Source organism: Marivita hallyeonensis, assembly GCF_900129875.1.
Taxonomy (GTDB): domain Bacteria; phylum Pseudomonadota; class Alphaproteobacteria; order Rhodobacterales; family Rhodobacteraceae; genus Marivita; species Marivita hallyeonensis.
In genome coordinates this window covers 480,249-496,139 of the sequence record NZ_FQXC01000001.1, presented here as the reverse complement: position 1 = coordinate 496,139, position 15,891 = coordinate 480,249, and the positions used below count along the sequence as shown (strand labels likewise).

Here is a 15,891-nt window from a genome sequence, read left to right as displayed (position 1 = left end):
AGACCTGCTTGGCGCGCTATTTGTCCGCCGCCTCAAAATGCGCGATCAGTTCGGCATATGCCTTTTTTAAGCTGGACGCGCCTTGGCCCGTGCCAGATACTCTCGACAGGCCTGACGTTCTTCGAAGAATTCGCACGTTTATAGATTTGATCCTACGGTTTGATGGTGCGATCCATTCGCTGCAATAGAAAGAAGCGCTATGGGACAAGTTCGTCACTGGTGCGCGACGACTACGCACGCCATACGAGCAGCAATTCAGCGATCGCAAGCTGTGAACACGGCGCTGAGCCGTGAGTTGGGAATTAACGTCAAGACCTTCGCCAAGTGGCGGAAGCACGAGACTGTTAAAGATTTGAAGACCCGGATTTTCTGTCCCACACTCTGAACCCGATCGAATCAACTAGGGCCTTAGCGGATGGGCAGGACACTAAGGTCACTATCTTTGGCGACACTTGTGCCGGACATGCGGGCCGGGCTGACAGTCGCCCTCGTCTCAATCCCTGAAGGAATGGCCTATGCGCTGGTGGCAGGCGTCAACCCGATCTACGGGCTCTACACAGGGATGGTCACAACCACTGTTGCCTCCGCGACCGGCAGCACATCTCGGCTGATCGTCACCCTGACCAATGCGCTAGCGCTGGTTGCGGGTGACACGCTTGCCGACCTGTCCGGCGATGTAGACCCTGTGACTGCCCTTTTCACCCTGACCTTCATGGTGGGCGTGATGATGACAGCGCTGGGGGCGCTGAAACTCGGCAGCGTGATCCGGTTTGTGTCCAAGGAGGTGATGACGGGATTTGTCTTTGTAACAGCCCTCTTGGTTGTTCTTGGACAGCTGCGCCATCTTGTCGGATACAGTTCCGATCTGGACACCAACAAGCTGGTCAAGGCGTTCGATATTTTCCTTCATTTTCCGGAATGGAATTGGCCCACAGCCTTTACTGGATTGATGTCGATTGCCGTGCTGCTTGCACTCAAACGTACGCCTGTGCGCGGATTTGCCGATTTCCTTGTGATCGCATTCGCGGCGGTTCTGGTCTGGGTCGTCGGTATGGAAACCGTGGAAGTCGCCGCCGATATAGCATCGGTGCCCAGCGGATTGGCGTCCCTGCCCACACCGGTTTTGCCTGACCTTACGCTTGTTCCGTTGCTTTTGGGCGGCGCATTGGCGGCGACGGTTGTCGGGTTGTCCGAAAGCTCTGGCGTGGGCGCGGCTTACCCGAACAAGGACGGATCGCGCACGAACATGTCGCGCGATTTCCTTGGTCAGGGACTTGGCAACCTGGCAGGTTCGTTCTTTCAGGCGATGCCAGCGGGCGGGTCACTGTCGCGGACCGGGATTAACGCCTCGGGTGGGGCCGAAACACGGTTCGCGGGCATTGCTGCGGGAGTGATGCTTGCGCTCATTCTGGTGGTGGCAGGAAGTCTGGCCAACCTGATCCCGCTCACCGGGCTTGCCGCACTTCTGATCGTGATTGGTGTCGAGGTCATGTGGAAAGAGAGCCGCGCGCTGGTCAAGGCATGGTCGGTATCGCGCCTTTCGACAGCAATGGCTTTTGTCACGATCATTGTTGGGGTTTTCGTAGACCTGACCGCCGCGATATTTGCCGGGGTGTTCCTGTCCTTGCTGCTCTTTGCCGTCAAGGCGGCGCAAGACGGGCGGCTTGTCGAACTGGCGCAAACGTCAGGCGGTGAATGGGAAGAGATCACGAATTCCACCCCCTTACAGACGGGCGATGTGCGTGTGTTTGAGCTTGATGGTCCGATCTATTTCGCAAGCGTCTACGATTTCGACACGTTGATGCCAGACCCTGAATCCGCCGCCGGGGCGACCGTGATTCTGCGTGTACGCGATCGAAGCTTTGGAAGCCTGACTGGTCTGAAGTGGCTTGAAAGCTATGCGCAAGCCATCAAGAAAAACGGTGGACGCCTGATCCTGACTGAGGTTGGGCCGCAAACGCTTGAAATGCTCAGGTCGAAAGGGTTACTGCCAGATGTCCTGATGGCATACCCAGAAGAGAGCATCAGGTTTGCCGCAACCGCCAAAGCCTATTCCGAAGCACTTGTCACCGATGCCGGGTTGCCGACCGAGACAGATATCGAAAGTACGCCATAATGCAATTCGACCTTGCCCACGCCATTGTAGCCGGTCTGCTAATCCTGGGTGTTGTGCACTGGATGGAGCGCGCCGGTTGGTACGTTCGGCACAAGGACGGTGGGCCCCGGTGGAGTTGGCCCTTGTTCGGAGCCGTGTTTGTCGTGATCTTTGTTCTGAACCTTGTCTGGCCGTGACCGCCGCTCTGAGAAGCGGCGTGATACGGTAAACCGTGAAATGCCGTTTCCTCCGCTTTAAGTAAGAAGGGCGTCATGCTCCTACGAATTTCGAGACTCATAGCAGCGACGGGGCTCCTGTTGGCCGCGCTTTTTCTGCTGTCGCTGTCCAGTTGCACCTACGTGCCGTTCGAGGAAGAGCGCGTCGCAAGTCAGGCCTTGCCGGGCGACGGTACAGAAGCCGCAAATTTGGCCGCTCAACTCAGCAATGGCGATGCAGACTACACCGCTTTGGTGCCCCTGCTAAGCGGGAATGACGCGCTGGGTGCGCGGTTGCGGATGATCGAAGGCGCGCAGGAGTCCATTGATCTTCAGACGTTCCTGATTAAGCCGGATATGGCCGGCACGCTGGTCTGGCTTGAGCTTTATCAAGCGGCAGAGCGCGGGGTCAGGGTCCGGCTGCTTTTCGATGACGTATTCACCACCGCACGCGATGATCAGATCGCAACGCTTGACGCGCATCCGAATGTCGAGATCCGGGTCTTTAATCCGTTGTCGCGCAACAGTGTTGCGGCGATGAATTTTCTCCTCGACTTCGCCCGCGTCAACAGGCGGATGCACAACAAGGCCATGGTAGCGGATGCGTCGCTTGCCATTATCGGTGGTCGCAACATCGCGGACGAGTATTATCAGATCGGGACGGATCACGAGTTCGCCGACTTTGACCTTCTCCTGATTGGTGCTGTGACCGACGAGGTGTCTGAAGCCTTTGATCTCTACTGGAATGATCAGTGGTCGGTACCTCTGGAAAACATCGCGACATCTGACCCGTCACCCTTGCAGCAGGTGGTGGCAGAGTTTCGTGAGAGGAGTCAGTCAGAGCTGTATTCGGTCTATTCCGGGGCTATCGAGTCGGATTTCCTGACATCCGTTGCGAACGGCACCACGCCGTTGAACGAAGGAACGGCTCGGATCATTGTGGATCATCCCCAAAAATTGCGGTTGCGGCCCGGGCGTGGGCCGTCTGCGGTGGCCGAAGCGTTCTATGACACGATGGAACGGGCGCGCGACGATATCCTGATCATGACGCCCTATTTCGTCCCACAAGACGCGCTCGCAGACCTGCTCATCTCGCAAGCACAAAACGGCGTGCGGGTCAGGGTTGTGACCAACTCTCTCGCCTCGAACAACCACGCATATGTGCATGGCGGCTACGCGAATTACCGTGAACGGCTGCTGGCGGCGGGGGTGGAATTGCTTGAGGTGCGTGCGGACGCCCCAGCGTTGGTGAACGGCCTCGACACGCCGCTGACAATGCACACCAAACTGGCTGTCATCGACGGGACAACGGTGTTCGCAGGATCGACAAATGTGGACCCGCGCTCATTCAAATTGAACACCGAAGTCGCTTTGATCGGTGATAGCACATCCCTTGCGCAAGGCATCCGTTCCCGGGTCGACGCCGTTGCGTCGGACTATGCGTTTCAGGTCCGCTTGACGGACAACGAAAAGCTGGCTTGGTATTATGAAGGCACTGCCGGAGCGGAAACCTATTCGACCGAACCGGGTGCACGGCTATTGGACAGGATCGTTGCAAAAATCACAAGCTGGCTGCCTGTCGAGGGTCAGCTCTGATCTGGGCGACCAGGGGCGCTGTCTTTTGCACGCTCGCTGCCCTCGCCTGCGTGGCACATGGTTGGGCACATACGACGTTAACGGTTTTGAGGACGCTTATGACGACAGCACATAATGGGCAGGCTGATCTTTCGGGTCAGTTGACCGCAAGCGATCAAGACAGACTTGATCGTGTTGCACTAGCGGTCGAGCAATTGGCCAATCGCAAGTTCATCGCGCGCGAGGATTCAACATTTCAGATGCTCTGGGCGCAGTTCATTCGCGGGATGGCCTTTGGGTTGGGGTCGTTTCTTGGGGCGACGATCCTTGTCTCGATCCTCGTACTGCTGTTGGCGCAGATCGAGTTTGTCCCCATCATCGGCGATCTGGCCGCGCGAATTTTACTTCAAATCCAGATCGCTGCGCCCTGATGACCATCGCGTGCTGCTGGCGCATTCTGCCTTGAGCGCCTCAAGATCGAACCCGCCATCGCGCACGGCGGATGTGATCTCCTTGGCGCGCAGGCAGTTTTCATCGGGCGAGGCGCAGTAATAAAAGCCGACGCAGGCAGCGACCACCGCCAGCCCAGCCGCGAACATGTTCATCTTTGACATAGGGGCAATCTCGCAAGTGTGTACGGCACAGGTTCGACGATGGTTGCGCCATGCTCGTGTAGGTCACCGATATCCGCAATTACTGCGCTTTGAGTGCCGGATTGTCCCGTAGGTAATAGGCAAAGATGCAAAACGTGATCCCGGTCGAGATCAGATCAACGCCGAGCAAGATGCCCAAAATCGTTGCCGCAGACGTTTGGAACGTCGCCAAAATGTAAATACCGAACAGGACCGATATCGCCCCGGACAGAACAAACGTCCAGAAGGCGCGGCGATCGACCAGCGAGAAGGCCATCATAGCTTTGCCAATTCCGCTGGCGATGAAGCTGATCGCAACCACGAAGGACAAAGTAATCATGCCCGCCAGGGGGTGAACGAGAAGCGATAGTCCAAGCCAGAGCAACGCAATCGCCAGCACCAGCGCCCAAAGGCGCGAGCCCCAGCCTTGCGATTGGAAGACCGCAAAAAGTTGTAGGCCGCCGCCAAGGAGGAACGCCCAACCCGCCAAGGTGACGGCTGCGAGCGATGCGCCAAACGGATTGAGTAATGCGAAGATACCGCCAATGAGCATTAAAACCCCACCCAAGGCCCAACCAAACCAAAGCGCCATTGCATATCCCTTCGAATTCGTTCGCACGACAATGATCGCTGAAACAGCAGCCTATTCAACCCCAAGTAGTCAAGAACTGCTTGTCATGTGCAACGAAAACTTGCGTAAATGACTTGGTCGAGGGCTTGGTGTTTTACGAAAGCGAAAGGAACTTTTGACGATGGCCGATTTCAAAGGAACAATCAGTCTGGACATTCGTGACTCAAAGCCGGACTGGGATCCTTTCCTGCCACCGAAAGCGGCCAAAAACGCACCAAACGTCATTTACATCGTGTGGGACGATGTGGGCATCGCGGCGTTCAGCTGTTTTGGGTCGCACATCATCGAAACGCCATCAATGGATCGGCTTGCCGATATGGGCGTTCGGTTCAGCCAGTGGCACACCACCGCTCTGTGTTCTCCGACCCGCGCCTCGCTGCTGACCGGGCGCAACTGCCATCGCAACGGCATGGCCTGTATCGTGGAAGGCGCAAATGGCTTTCCCGGCATGAGCGCCGTGATCCCGCCGGAGAACGGCACATTGGCCGAAATCCTGCGCGATGAGGGGTGGTCGACCTATGCCATCGGAAAGTGGCATTTGTCGCCGGACACCGAAATTCACCAAGCCGCATCCAAGCGGACATGGCCGACAAGCCGCGGATTTGATCGGTATTACGGCTTTCTTGGCGGTGAATCGAATCAGTGGTACCCCGACCTTGTCCACGACAACCACGATGTTGAACAGCCCTACATGCCGGAAGACGGCTATCACCTGTCCAAAGACCTGACAGACAAAGCGATCAGCTTTATCGCCGACACCAAACAAGCCGACCCTGATCGGCCCTTCTTTTTGTTCTACGCGCCGGGTGCGACCCACGCCCCCCACCATGCGCCCAAAGAATGGATCGAAAAATACAAAGACAAGTTCGATGCCGGCTACGAACAGTACCGCGTCGATGCGTGGAAGCGGATGATGGAGATCGGCATCCTGCCCGAAGGCACGGAATTGTCCGAGATCAACCCGTGGGACACCGACACCATCAATGCGGTTGATATGGTGCATCCTTGGGACAGTCTGAACGATGACCAGAAAAAGCTCTTTGCCCGTATGGCCGAGGTCTACGCAGGCTATCTGAGCTATACAGATCATCAGATCGGACGCCTGCTCGACTATCTTGAAGAGACCGGGCAGTTGGAAAACACGATCTTTGTTGCCGTGTCCGATAACGGGGCCAGCGGAGAAGGCACACCCGATGGATCGGTCAACGAGAACAAGTTCTTCAACAATTGGCCCGACGACCTGCAGGAAAACCTGTCCAAGCTGGACGAGCTTGGTGGTCCGAACACGTATAACCATTATCCCACCGGCTGGGCCTGGGCCTTCAACACGCCGTTCAAGATGTTCAAACGCTACTCTCTCGAAGGTGGGATCGCAGACATGTGCATCGTGACCCATGGCAAATCCATGGGACCAGTGGCCGGGCAAATCCGGCACCAGTACTTTCACGCGGTCGATGTGATGCCCACGATCCTCGACATGGTCGGCATCAACAACCCTGACAAGATCGGCGGTGTCCCGCAATCGCATCTGGACGGGGTATCCATGCTCTCTGCCATTGAAGCAGCCGAGGCAGAGGATGCGCGCAAGACCCAGTATTATGCGATGCTTGGTACGCGGGCGATCTACCATGAAGGCTGGAAAGCCGTGGCCAAACACGGGGCCCTGACGGGTGCCGGCCATTTCGACAAGGATGACTGGGAGCTTTACCACATCGCAACGGACAGGACCGAATGCCATGATGTGTCTGCCGAGAACCCAGAAAAGGTCAAGGAACTGGTGGACGTCTGGATGCGCGAAGCCGAGGCCAATGACGTCCTGCCGCTTGATGACCGCACGGCCCGAGAGCAACTCACCTTGTGGCGTCCCGGTCCTGAAGAGCGGGATCGCTACGTCTACAAGCCCGGCACCTCGGCCGTGCCGGAATCGGTCGCCGTTAATATCCGCGGGCGGTCCTTTGCGATTGGTGCCGAGCTTGAGAACCTGACCAAGGATGTGTCTGGCGTGATCTTTGCCCATGGCTCGCGCTTTGGCGGCCATTCGCTGTACGTGAAGGACGGGCATCTGCACTACGTCTACAATTTCCTCGGGATCGAAGAACAAAGACTGGTGTCGCCAGACCCGCTGCCTGAAGGAAACGTCGCCGTTGGGATGGTGTTCGAGAAAACCCATGAAGAGCCGACATACGTGGCCAACGGCAAGATGAGCCTTCGGGTGGGTGGGCAGACCGTCGCCGAGGGGACGATGCGCACACAGCCGGGCAAGTTCACGCTCTCGGGCGATGGGTTGTGTATCGGATGGGACAGCGCCGATCCGGTGAGCCCCGATTACCAGCCACCCAACCGCTTTACCGGTGGGGACATTCGGTTCGTTGCCGTGGATGTGAGCGGCAAGCCCGAGCTTGACCTTGAACGCGAGTTCCACGCGCTTCTGGCCCGTGACTGACGGCCACTGTTGTGCACCTTCACGACCGGCGGGCGGCACAAGGGACCAGACCTCTTCCACGGTGTCCACGACAGGTGATGTGCCGGAGTTGGTCCGCATTCCGGCGGGTGAATTCGTTATGGGGACGGATGATGCGGAGGGCTATCCAGAGGATGGCGAAGGCCCACCGCATCTGGTTGCACTGCCCGCGTATGACATTGCGCCAACCACGGTGACGAATGCGGAGTTCGCGCGCTTTGTCGCCGCAACCAACCACGTGACGACGGCAGAGACCTTGGGCAGTTCGTTCGTCTTTGCGGGTTTGTTGGCAGACGATCACCCGCCGACCCGCGCCGTACGCTCGGCCCCCTGGTGGAGAGAGGTCGAGGGCGCGTGCTGGCGACATCCGGAAGGACCGGAAAGCGACATAGACGACCGTTCGGACCATCCGGTTGTCCATGTCAGCTGGACAGACGCAGTTGCGTTTTGTGCATGGTCCGGAACCCGATTGCCGACGGAGGCGGAATGGGAATGCGCCGCACGAGGCGGAATCGCTCAGGCGCGCTATCCCTGGGGCGATGACCGCGAACCGGAAGGGCGGCACATGATGAACGTCTTTCAGGGGCAGTTTCCCGAACAGAACACCGGAGATGACGGATGGATCGGCCCCTGCCCTGTGCGCAGTTTTCCCCCAAATGGGTTTGGGTTGTATGAAATGACGGGCAATGTATGGGAATGGTGCGCCGACTGGTTTTCACCACACGCCTACGCCCTGTCATCGCCGCTCAACCCGCAAGGTCCTTCCACCGGAGAAAACCGGGTCATGCGGGGTGGGTCGTACCTCTGCCATGACAGCTATTGCAACCGCTACCGGGTTGCCGCGCGCAGTGCCAATTCACCCGACAGCAGCGCGGGCAATATCGGCTTTCGGGTCGCGCGATCTGCGTAAGCCGCGTCCCACGCGGACGGTGGAACAGCGTCTCTACTCGACAGCTTCCAACTGCAACACTCGGTAGTCGTCGCCCTCCACGATGATGAACAGATCGTTCCCGTTGAAATCGACAGCGTTCGAAGACGCCATGATGCGCGCGAACGCTTCGCCTTTCGATGGCTCTGGACAGAGGGCGAGAGTCGCCGGGCCCGGCGTCATCGTCAGCATTGTATCCTCAAGCGTCCAATTTCCAGTGACACGGTTACAATCCGCCTGCAGTGCGTAGCTGCCATCTTCAGAGAATGTGACTTCGTATTTCTCGGGCGCATCAATCTCGACTTCTTCGAGATCTGCCGTAGCGGACATGGTCCAAACCCACGGCGTGGCCGTCAGCTTAAGGCGGGGGTCAGACAGCGCGGCTATGACGTTAAACGCCGCGTCCATCACCGGGTCCTCGCCATTGCGGACGGCAGCAAGCGTTTCAAGCGTGACTGGCACACGGACATCGGGGATGACGCCCCGAGCCTCAAGGTTCGGCTCGTCCGAGTTGGGGAAGGTTGTGCGCATCGCCGTGTACTGAAACGAAATCTCCGCCGGCATATTAATCCGGTCAATGAACCCGCCCGCTCCAAGAGAGGCATGCTGGCCCACAACAGTTGCGCGATCGAGAAGCTGAAGATGCTGGGTAAAATATTCGCAGGAACTGGCACAGCCCTGGTCGATCAGAATGACCAACGGGCCTGTGAACGCCAAATCCGCGCGCGGTGAATAGAGCGTGCGATCCGTCGACATAAGTCTGACGAATGCACCCGCTTCTGCATCGTACCCCCATGTATCGAAGGGCTGTTCGGGCATGGGATTGTCTTCGGTAAAGAAGTAGGACGCCATGACCTCGTAAAGTTCGACCAATCCGCCCCCGTTGCCGCGCAGGTCAAGGATCATGCCGGTACTGCCGGTCTCGGATTCGATCTGAAGCGCCTCTTCCAGCACGGCGATCTTTGACAGCATGTGATCCGAGAAGTTCCGCCAAGAGACAATGGCCACGCCACCGACAGACGAGAAATCGATCGGCATTGTGGACGTGTCGGGTTCCGACATCTCGAAGGGCAAGAAGAAGTCGCCCGCCGTCAATTGAACGGTCTGAGCATCCTGTTCGTCGGGATTGCGGAAAGTGAAAGAAACCTCTGCGCCGTCAGGAAAGCTGAACAACCGCGGCGCTCTCAGATAGGGCTGCAATTCAGCGACACCCGTCGCCTCGATCAAAGGCAATGTCGCAAGGTATTCGCGCGCGGGCATACCGTTGATCTCAAGGATTTCAGTGCCTTCCGTCCAACCAGCCTCTTCAGCGGGAGAGTCTTCAGCAACCCTGCTGACCAAGATCATGTCGCCGGGCAGAATTCCCGCATCGGGGTCAGACACGACCAAAGCTTCGGCACCGACGCCCGCGCCAAACTGAGACAGTTCGGCCTCCTGCTTGGCAGAATTGATCGCTTCGTTCAGAAAACCTGCACTGACTGCGGTATGTGTGTCCTCGAAAGACAGGGCCATAGCGTTCAAAGCGAGGTAGAAGCCGCCTGCGTCATCGGCATCCGCCGCAGCCTCCATTTCTGGACGATAGCGAGCAGAGACCGCATCCCAATCGATACCCCGAAATTCGGTGTAGGCGTAGTGCGTCCGCAAATGGTCGATCAGCGCATCGAACGCCTCCACGTAGCCTAGACTGGAGAAGTCGGGAGACGCCGCATCCGCCGCTTCGATCGTGTTGATCTCCGGACGCGGATCAGTCTCGAGCGTGACGCCCCCCTCAGCGTCCAATCTCGCGACCGACCAACCTTGTGGCACGACCTGTTGCGGGTCGTCGTCCGAGAACCATATGCCATCGTCGCCCCATGCGGACGGAAAGGTCTCCGCGCCGTCCTCCGAGAACAGCAACAGCGAACCGGTTTCTATGGCACCGGTTTGCTGGTCGATCAGAATCGAGAAGAGACCGCCAAATTGTTCAAGCTGTTCCAAATAGCTGTCGGCGGACAGGTTTGGAGCGGAAATCAGCGTAAAAATACCCAACGCGGGCCTGCCGTCCCGGTTCAGGTCAAGTCGTCCCCCGGGCGGGACGATGGGAAGGTCGATCCGGTAGCGCCCTTCCCCAGTGAAAAGCGGGTCGGTGAACCGTCCAAGCACTTGGTCATTGGCTGGAACGAAACGGTCAAAGTCACCGGCAACAAACCCTGTGGCATCCAGAAGGCCCACGGACGGATTTGGCCAGTATTGCGGCTGAAAGATAAAGCTTTCGGAAGAAACGATTCCTTCAACCGAGCTTGGCCCATTTTGCGCAACTGAAGCGCTGGCAATGAGACTTGCCCCAATGGCTAATATGAACCTGTGTCGCATGGTGTGTTCCTCGACCTTTCAAACGGGCGGTGCCTCAACCTTTGGAAGAGCAATTTCACTCGACTTTGGAGAGGTAGGATTCAGCCAATTCCAACGTCCGACTGGAGCGCATAACCTAACCTCGGCAGCTGCCTCAATTCGCAATCATGCATGGGCAACGATGACCTAATTGCTTTTACTCCTGACCAAAGCCAAAAAGAGTCGGTCAGGAGTAGCGACAGGACAACGAGGTAAACTGCCCCAACGATTCCTGCGATAAGCTGACAGACTTCCATGGCAGATTCAGCTTCTGGTCTTGTCGGCTAGCGTATCTGTGCCGCCTGAAACAGCAGTCCGATCAATTACATGCGGGGTAGTTTTCCCGATCCGCTTCAGTCACGTCCACCGGACATTCGGATGCGCGGTTGGATTCCGAAATATCGGCCTCTGTCGTGAAGGGCTGCTCTTGGACGCATCCTGCCAAGAGAGCGAGGAACGCGGAGACAGCAAGAACATTTTTCATTGGTTTTCCTTTAGCTATTTGAACCTGGCTTTACTGGTATGGACACATCAACAATCACCCGATGGGAGCATGGTCACATCGGAATAGCGGCCTTCAGAGGTCATTATGCGTGCGCAGGCACCCGTGCTGCGGTTGAACCAGAACACCGTCAAACCTTCGGTCCGGATGAGTTCGTATCCAAGGTTCTGAATACCCATTTCGGCCTGACCTGCGCGGGCACCCTCAAACGCGGAAAGGTCGCTGCTGCTGCCGACCGCTGGCTGGCCCACGGGCACGCTTTGCTCGACACAGGCAGTTAAAGAAACAATCGCTACGACAGATATTTTTGTGGCTCGTTTCATAGGGGCACTCCTTTTTCCCTAGGGTCAACGATACCGAAGTTTGACGACCCCTCAACCCAGAAGTGTACACTTGCTGGAATTTGAATCCGTCGCTACGCTTTGAAACAGCCAATCAAAGGAGTTCAGACATGGCATACAATGGCCTTACCGCTTCTGCGGTCGCTTTGGTGATTGTCGCAAGCCCGATGTTCGCTGCAGAGCAGGAAGCGATTGACGGCTGTATTGATCAGCTCAGGGTCGTCGGTGGTCCGGATGGTCAGTCAGGTGAAGTGCTGAGTTCAGAGTTTTCCGAGGCCGCGACACTGGTCATGTTGCGCGATCTCGGCGGAACGACATGGCGGTGCCTTGCCTACTCCGACGGAACGGTCGCGGAATTGAGCATTGAGAGCGCGATGGACGATGGTGGCGGTGCGATGGCCGGGTCGTCTGATCGCGTACAGGTCAGATTTGACGCTGGTACCTCGGGCACCGAGTTGAGCGACACTTTGGCACCGGGCGCATCGCGGCAATACGTAATCGGAGCTGCTGCGGAACAAGACCTACACGCGCGCGTCGCCGCAGATGGTCCAACGCTCGACTATCAAATCTTTAATCCGGACGGATCGTTCCTTTTGGAGCGCACCGGCGGTGACCTCGAATATCGTGGGCAGCTCTGGCAGTCCGGCGACCACGTTATCGAAGTGATCAACCGGACCGGTTCGGAACAGAGTTACAATCTGATTATCGGGATTGAATGACCCCCCCTTCAACAGTACCGGGCGACGAAAATGACCCAATCTCACAAGCTGTTTGCAAGCCTGAGTGCCCTTTTGGCCCTTGGTGCCTGTGTAGAAGACACCGGAGGCGCGTCGTCCTCCATGCCTTCCGTCGAAGAGCAAGCTTGTCTTCGTGACGTAACAAGATCGACCAACAATCCAGACGTCGTTTTGATGTCGTCCGAGTTTTCGCAAGCAGGAACCACGGTGATCGTAGGCGTCGGCCCACAGCGCGCACGCTGGAGCTGCATTGGCTATAGCGACGGAACAACCGCCGACATTACCTCTTTGACGAACGAGGGCACGTTGTGACGTCAGAGGTGAAGGCGACAATCCAATGAAACTCTGCAAAATCGTTGTTGGCTTGTTCGCAGCGCTTTGGGTCTTTGCCATTGTGGTGCTGCTGATCGGTCAGTTTGGGCTTTTCGGACAAGAACGTGATCCCTTGTCCGGCATCTTTTTGATGCCACTCGGCTTGCCATGGAACCGATTGATCGACGCGGCCCCCGAAGGCAGTTGGCCTTGGCTGGCGGCTTTGGCGCCGTTGATCAATTTGGTTCTGCTGTCGGCAATCTGCCGTTTTCTGGGCAACCGAGCCGTAAAATAACACAAGGAGCCAAACATGAGACGTGATCTTAAAGGCCTTTATGTCGTCACTGCTGCTCTGACGGCATCCCCCGGCTTCGCGCAGGAACAAACCGCTGAAGCCATCGGCGCAGGCATGGGGCTTGTGATCGGGCTTGGCATTGCCATCGTCATTGGCGCGATCGTCGGCTGGTTGGCCAGCATGATCGTGAAAGGCTCCGGATCGGGGCTGCTGAAAGATGTTCTGATTGGCATCGGCGGATCGATACTGGCCAGCTTCGTGTTTCCGGCACTTGGTCTGACCTTTGGTGGGAACACTATCGCGGCAATCCTCTCACCGCTGTTGGGGGCAATTATTTTGCTTCTGATCATCAAGCTGATCCGGCGCTAGCGACCCTCTTCAAGCAGCACCAACGCGCGGGGACCGATGCTTTCCCGAGCGTTCTACTGCGCAAGCCGATTTCGTTTTGGACGAGCTTGGAGTCCCTGCCTTCGTCACTCAGGGTCAAAAGAAACCTTCCGTCGGGTGAAAATCCGACGCCTTCCAGATCGTGCAGGCGTCTGCGCTTGCCATCACTCTCCCAGTACAAGTCGAACGTTGTACCATCACCCAGATCGTGGTATAAAAAGTCGACAGACTTTCCGGTGTCACTGACGAGCCAGAAGCCGTTTCGAAATCGCTTTCGCGCAGGGATACGCGCTGCGCAGAGGACATACCCGCCAGGTTTTCGTCGCCACCAGAGAAACCGCTCGGATAGAGCACGCCGGAAAGGAAGGGACGAAAGAGTCATCCCTTCTGGCGCGGCAGGCTCGTTCCGTGCAAGCGTGGTGGCTTGGTTGGGCCCACCGTTTCACCACGTAACGTCCTCGATTGCGGTCGACGCCTGAACATGCAACAGAATTCCGGTTAGCGGCGTCCAAATTAAGTCTCTCCACGGCAATTCGCCACTATGGTCCGGCAGCCGTAAGAGAATTTCAATGCTGTTTTAAACAGATCATATTCGAACTAAACTTAAGCAAGTTGCTTCACAAACGCTAAAGTGGCTTTTGAAACCCTGGCTAGTGGAATGATATATCGTTTTTCTGAATTAACTACATGGGCCCAGATATTCACCTCGTTTGAGCACAGATCAAGACCAAACATGAATGGCTGCTCTCGAGATGATGTGATGAGCTAGCTGCAACCGTAGCGAAAGTCCGGTTTCCGCCCGGATCGCCTCAGGTTTGGTATCGTTATCGTCCAAACAGCGGCACATCGGAATAACAGGTTCAAGATGGAAAACCATTGGCACGTTGCGCCGTCGGCGTCTGCGCTAGTGCGGCTGCATTGGAATGACGTTGCCGTCCCGCTGTAATTGCACCGTCTCTTGGCCCGTCACGAACCGCGCCCAGGCGTCCATGACGATGCGACGCTGATCCAGAAGGTCGGAGCGCGCATAGGCGCGGGTGACTTTGTTGCCTACCGTATGCGAAAGCACCGCCTCCGCCACGTCGAATGACACCCCCATGTCCTGCGCCCAGGTTCGAAACGAGGTCCGAAACCCGTGCGGCGTGCCGCCCACCTTCATCTGACGCAAGCACTTCTCGACCGCGGCGTCCGTGATCGGACCATGACCGCGCAACGATGGAAAGATGTGGTCCTGCCCAAACTCCCGCGCACGCTCGACGATCTCCATTGCTGGTTCTGACAACGGAACGCGGAAGTCCGCGACCAGCCCCTCCTTGCCCTTCATGCGATCCGCAGGAACCGTCCACACATCGTCTGCAACCTCCGGCACCCTTGCGCCGCGACCAGCCATCATGCGGGTCCCGGTCAAAATGAGCCAGCGATTGCAGGCTCCAGCAACAGTGTTTGGAAGGTTCGAATAGAGATCGGGTATGTCCAGCCACGGGACATGCGCCGAGTGCTCGACCACGTGGTTGACGATCCCAAGTATCTCTTGGGCGCTGTCCACCACATCGGGATCGGTCGGAAACCCCATGCGCTTGGCAGAGCGAAGCACAATGCGCGTGCGTTGAATCGCCTTCTCTGCAGTGGGGTGCTTTGTGCGCCAGATTGGCTTGAGCGCGTCGGACACATCCCGCGCCGTGATTTCCGATCCATGCATATTTCCAAGCTTCGGGATCATGAATCGGTCCAGCGGGCTGCGCCAGCGTCCGCGCGTCCCACCCCCTCGTAAACCGTCTCTCTTTGCCTCGAATACGATGTCCACGAGCTCTGCAAACGTAGGATCGCTCCTGTCGCGCTAGGCGATGGCTTCCGCCTCTTGATCTGACCGTACTGTGATCGGGTCGCGTCCCGACGCAAGCACTTGCGCCCATCCATCGCGCGCCGTACGCACATCGGCCAGACCGACGGTCGGCCAAGCGCCCAGCCCCATTTCCCGGCGCTTTCCAAGGTGTGTGTAGCGATACACCCATTTTCCAGAGCCATTCTTTTTCACCAGCGTCAGTCCGCCACCGTCGAAGAGTTTGCCGTCGCCTGCCTTCTTGATCGCTATCGCGGTCAGCGTGTTTTTCATGCCAGCCCCCCAGCCAGCCCCCCGTCTTGGAGGGTGATGGCCACGGACGCGCGTGAACGCCTGTGGACACCAATGCCCTTTTTCTCATGGGCATCTGGCCTGAAAGGGCGACACAGGTCAACGTTGGCGAACAACTTATTGGTGCGGGCGGTGGGACTCGAACCCACACGGCGCTAAGGCCTTCGGATTTTAAGTCCGATATGTCTACCATTCCATCACGCCCGCACTGCGATATCCCTAGCGAGGTGGGCGGATGAAAACAATCCGTTTGGACGGTGTTGGTCAGCGCAGCGCAGT

The 15,891-nt window shown here is 57.4% G+C and carries 16 protein-coding genes, 1 tRNA gene and 1 pseudogene; 11 read left to right on the top strand and 7 right to left on the bottom strand.

Going from position 1 to position 15,891, the window contains the following annotated elements:
* Positions 1–199 precede the first annotated feature (199 nt).
* The 5 genes and pseudogenes from BUA42_RS21495 to BUA42_RS02440 form a co-directional block, all read left to right on the top strand.
* Positions 200–361 (top strand): annotated as a pseudogene (locus tag BUA42_RS21495) (IS481 family transposase); the annotation flags it as partial.
* Between the two features lie 81 nt (positions 362–442).
* Positions 443–2,116 carry a SulP family inorganic anion transporter gene (locus BUA42_RS02450; RefSeq protein ID WP_072776094.1) on the top strand — a complete coding sequence of 558 codons (1,674 nt, stop codon included), beginning with the start codon at positions 443–445 and terminating at the stop codon, positions 2,114–2,116.
* Entirely contained in the window at positions 2,116–2,292 is a 177-nt protein-coding gene (locus BUA42_RS21075) for a hypothetical protein (RefSeq protein ID WP_178346832.1), read from the top strand. The genes BUA42_RS02450 and BUA42_RS21075 overlap by 1 nt, the downstream gene beginning before the upstream one ends.
* A gap of 120 nt (positions 2,293–2,412) precedes the next feature.
* On the top strand, positions 2,413–3,906 hold the full coding sequence (locus BUA42_RS02445; protein ID WP_072776093.1) for a phospholipase D family protein: 1,494 nt from the start codon (positions 2,413–2,415) through the stop codon (positions 3,904–3,906).
* 98 nt (positions 3,907–4,004) lie between these two features.
* The gene (locus BUA42_RS02440; protein WP_084066080.1) at positions 4,005–4,316 is read left to right on the top strand and encodes a DUF5665 domain-containing protein; all 312 of its coding nucleotides are present in this window, start codon (positions 4,005–4,007) and stop codon (positions 4,314–4,316) included.
* On the opposite strand, the gene BUA42_RS02435 is transcribed toward BUA42_RS02440, so the two are convergent.
* A complete protein-coding gene (locus BUA42_RS02435) occupies positions 4,287–4,499 on the bottom strand; it encodes a hypothetical protein (RefSeq protein WP_072776092.1) in 213 nt (70 codons plus the stop codon). The genes BUA42_RS02440 and BUA42_RS02435 overlap by 30 nt on opposite strands.
* 79 nt (positions 4,500–4,578) lie before the next feature.
* Positions 4,579–5,109, bottom strand: a complete 531-nt coding sequence (locus BUA42_RS02430; protein WP_072776091.1) for an HdeD family acid-resistance protein — start codon at positions 5,107–5,109, stop codon at positions 4,579–4,581.
* A gap of 160 nt (positions 5,110–5,269) precedes the next feature.
* Between BUA42_RS02430 and BUA42_RS02425 the strand changes: the two genes are divergently transcribed.
* Positions 5,270–7,591 carry an arylsulfatase gene (locus tag BUA42_RS02425; protein ID WP_072776090.1) on the top strand — a complete coding sequence of 774 codons (2,322 nt, stop codon included), beginning with the start codon at positions 5,270–5,272 and terminating at the stop codon, positions 7,589–7,591.
* Between the two features lie 61 nt (positions 7,592–7,652).
* Positions 7,653–8,519 (top strand): formylglycine-generating enzyme family protein, encoded by an 867-nt coding sequence (locus tag BUA42_RS02420; protein ID WP_072776089.1) that lies wholly within the window; start codon positions 7,653–7,655, stop codon positions 8,517–8,519.
* A 33-nt stretch (positions 8,520–8,552) separates the two neighbouring features.
* On the opposite strand, the gene BUA42_RS02415 is transcribed toward BUA42_RS02420, so the two are convergent.
* Together BUA42_RS02415 and BUA42_RS02410 are read right to left on the bottom strand one after the other, a co-directional pair.
* The gene (locus tag BUA42_RS02415) at positions 8,553–10,748 is read right to left on the bottom strand and encodes a S41 family peptidase (protein WP_072776088.1); all 2,196 of its coding nucleotides are present in this window, start codon (positions 10,746–10,748) and stop codon (positions 8,553–8,555) included.
* Positions 10,749–11,438: 690 nt separating this feature from the next.
* Positions 11,439–11,732 (bottom strand): hypothetical protein, encoded by a 294-nt coding sequence (locus BUA42_RS02410; protein WP_072776087.1) that lies wholly within the window; start codon positions 11,730–11,732, stop codon positions 11,439–11,441.
* A gap of 128 nt (positions 11,733–11,860) precedes the next feature.
* Here BUA42_RS02410 and BUA42_RS02405 point away from each other — a divergent pair, with 128 nt between their 5' ends.
* From BUA42_RS02405 to BUA42_RS02390, 4 genes are read left to right on the top strand one after another with little or no spacing between them, the layout of a single operon-like run.
* The gene (locus BUA42_RS02405) at positions 11,861–12,469 is read left to right on the top strand and encodes a hypothetical protein (protein WP_072776086.1); all 609 of its coding nucleotides are present in this window, start codon (positions 11,861–11,863) and stop codon (positions 12,467–12,469) included.
* A gap of 30 nt (positions 12,470–12,499) precedes the next feature.
* The gene (locus tag BUA42_RS20905; protein ID WP_072776085.1) at positions 12,500–12,799 is read left to right on the top strand and encodes a hypothetical protein; all 300 of its coding nucleotides are present in this window, start codon (positions 12,500–12,502) and stop codon (positions 12,797–12,799) included.
* Between the two features lie 25 nt (positions 12,800–12,824).
* Positions 12,825–13,094 (top strand): hypothetical protein, encoded by a 270-nt coding sequence (locus BUA42_RS02395; protein ID WP_072776084.1) that lies wholly within the window; start codon positions 12,825–12,827, stop codon positions 13,092–13,094.
* Between the two features lie 15 nt (positions 13,095–13,109).
* Positions 13,110–13,463, top strand: a complete 354-nt coding sequence (locus BUA42_RS02390) for a GlsB/YeaQ/YmgE family stress response membrane protein (RefSeq protein WP_218588598.1) — start codon at positions 13,110–13,112, stop codon at positions 13,461–13,463.
* A gap of 922 nt (positions 13,464–14,385) precedes the next feature.
* Here the strand turns inward: BUA42_RS02390 and BUA42_RS02380 are convergent.
* From BUA42_RS02380 to BUA42_RS02375, 3 genes are all read right to left on the bottom strand, one after another.
* A complete protein-coding gene (locus tag BUA42_RS02380) occupies positions 14,386–15,285 on the bottom strand; it encodes a tyrosine-type recombinase/integrase (RefSeq protein WP_425435016.1) in 900 nt (299 codons plus the stop codon).
* Positions 15,286–15,318: 33 nt separating this feature from the next.
* Complete coding sequence (locus BUA42_RS21385; RefSeq protein ID WP_245818939.1) at positions 15,319–15,594, bottom strand: Arm DNA-binding domain-containing protein; 276 nt, start codon at positions 15,592–15,594, stop codon at positions 15,319–15,321.
* Between the two features lie 139 nt (positions 15,595–15,733).
* Positions 15,734–15,819 (bottom strand) — tRNA-Leu (locus tag BUA42_RS02375).
* Positions 15,820–15,891 lie beyond the last annotated feature (72 nt).